The sequence below is a fragment of the Paraburkholderia sp. genome (assembly GCF_035501035.1).
Taxonomy (GTDB): Bacteria; Pseudomonadota; Gammaproteobacteria; order Burkholderiales; family Burkholderiaceae; genus Paraburkholderia.
On sequence record NZ_DATJWR010000214.1, the window covers coordinates 1 to 2,211 of the forward strand.

A 2,211-nucleotide genomic window follows, 5' to 3' on the forward strand; every position below is an offset into this window, starting at 1 on the left:
CGATCTCGCAGCGCTGCTCACCAATCTCGAAGCCAACGACGTGCTCTTCATCGACGAGATTCACCGGCTCTCGCCGGTCGTCGAGGAAATCCTGTATCCGGCGCTCGAGGACTACCAGATCGACATCATGATCGGCGAAGGACCGGCCGCGCGCAGCGTGAAGCTCGACCTCCAGCCGTTCACGCTCGTTGGCGCGACCACGCGCGCGGGCATGCTCACGAATCCGCTGCGTGACCGCTTCGGCATCGTCTCGCGGCTCGAGTTCTACAACGCGAGCGAACTCTCGCGCATCGTGCAGCGCTCGGCCTCGCTGCTCGGCGCGCAGATCCATCCCGACGGCGCGCTCGAAATCGCGCGCCGCTCGCGCGGCACGCCGCGTATCGCGAACCGCCTGCTGCGGCGCGTGCGCGACTACGCCGAGGTGAAAGCCGATGGCGCGATCACCGCCAGCGTGGCCGACGCCGCGCTGCGCATGCTCGACGTCGATCCCGTGGGCTTCGACCTCATGGACCGCAAGCTGCTCGAAGCGATCCTGCACAAGTTCGACGGCGGCCCGGTAGGCGTGGACAACCTGGCTGCCGCGATCGGCGAGGAGCGCGACACGATCGAAGACGTGCTCGAGCCGTACCTGATCCAGCAGGGGTATCTGCAGCGCACGCCGCGCGGTCGCATCGCCACACAGCTCAGCTACCGCCACTTCGGCCTGACGATGCCGGACGAGGCTGCACCAGGCGGCGACTGGGACCCCGACGCGTCGTAAGGCGCACAACACCCAACCCAGCGCGAGCGAAAACGCGATGTCTGATCACGCCGGCCGCCGTCATGACGCTCCCGAGCCGACCAGCCTCGCCGGCCTGCTCGCGCAGCGCCTGCGCATGGCGCTCGCCGAGAGCGTCACGCATCTCACGACGGGCAGCGGCCCGAGACTCGATTATTCGTCGCCGCCCGGCGACCCGGGCCTGTTCGGGCCCAACGCCGTTTGCTGGAAAGTCCATGCCGATTTCGCCGCGATGATGGCAGGCGGCATCAGCGCGCTGCTGATGCAGGCGTTGCATCCGCTTGCGCTCGCGGGTGTCTGGGATCACTCCACGTTTCGCGCCGACATACTCGGGCGGCTGCGCCGCACCGCGACCTTCATCGCCGGCACGACCTACGGCAGCCGCGCCGACGCGCTGGCGCTCATCGAGCGCGTCAAGACGATCCACCTCGCCGTGACGGGCACCGCGCCCGACGGCCGTCCGTATCGCGCGAGCGATCCCGCGTTGCTCACGTGGGTGCACGTGGCCGAGGTTTCGAGTTTTCTCGGGGCGTATCTGCGCTACGTGAATCCCGCGCTGCCGGGCGCGGCGCAGGACCAGTACTACGCCGAAGTGGCGCAAATCGCGCGGCTGCTCGGCGCGACGAACGTGCCGCAATCGCGCGCCGAAGTCGCGGCCTACCTTCAGGCCATGCAGCCGGAACTCGTGGCGAGCGAGCGCACGTTCGAGGTCGTGCGCGTGCTCATGCAAGCGCCCGCGCCGCGCCCGGCGATGCGCCCTGCCGGCGCGCTGATCCGCAACGCGGGGATCGACCTGCTGCCGCCCTTCGCCCAGACCATGCTTGGCTTCGACAGCTTTGCCTTCGCACGCCGCGCCATGGTGCGGCCGGGCATGCGCACGATCGCGCCGGTGCTGCGCTGGGCGCTCGTGAACGGCGTGTCCAAGCGCGCGCGGCGACGGGCCGCGGCGAAGTCCACACGATAGGCGCCTCGCGTCGCGACGCAACGCAAGGCGAAAGAAGCGAAGGAAGTGAAAACGGCCAACCCGCTCGCGCAGGTTGGCCGCTTCGTTTCCAGCGCCCCGAAGGACTACGGTACTTACATCTTCACCACGTCGAGCAGCGTCTTCTTGCGCGCCTTGTAGTTGTACAGCGAGATCACGCCGTGCTTGAGATCGCCCTTCGAATCGAACGTCGTCTCGCCGATCACGCCCTTGTAGTCCGTGCCCGGAATCTGCGCGAGGACCTTGGCCGGGTCGGTGGAATTCGCGCGCTTCATCGCGTCGACGACGATGTACACCGCGTCGTACGTGAACGGTGCATCGAATTCGATCGCGTGACCGAAGCGCTTCTCGTACTTCGCCGCGAACGCCGCGCCACCGTTCATGCGCTCGACGGCCATGCCGGCCTGCGAGCAGACGACGTTGTCCGTTGCGGCGCCCGCCAGCTGCGCGA

Annotated in this window: 3 protein-coding genes; 2 read left to right on the top strand and 1 reads right to left on the bottom strand. The window is 68.2% G+C overall.

Annotation, left to right across the window (positions count from 1 at the left end):
- Together ruvB and VMJ11_RS15380 are read left to right on the top strand one after the other, a co-directional pair.
- Positions 1 to 760, top strand: a 760-nt coding sequence (ruvB, locus tag VMJ11_RS15375) for a Holliday junction branch migration DNA helicase RuvB (protein WP_325620254.1), incomplete at its 5' end; no start/stop codon positions are given.
- 37 nt (positions 761 to 797) lie between these two features.
- A complete protein-coding gene (locus tag VMJ11_RS15380; protein ID WP_414694403.1) occupies positions 798 to 1,742 on the top strand; it encodes an oxygenase MpaB family protein in 945 nt (314 codons plus the stop codon).
- Between the two features lie 113 nt (positions 1,743 to 1,855).
- Here the strand turns inward: VMJ11_RS15380 and VMJ11_RS15385 are convergent.
- Positions 1,856 to 2,211, bottom strand: a 356-nt coding sequence (locus VMJ11_RS15385) for an ABC transporter substrate-binding protein (protein ID WP_325620255.1), incomplete at its 5' end; no start/stop codon positions are given.

Bases quoted from the DNA above. Each gene is read 5' to 3' on its own strand.
- VMJ11_RS15380 (WP_414694403.1), top strand. From the start codon at position 798: ATGTCTGATCACGCCGGCCGCCGTCATGACGCTCCCGAGCCGACCAGC.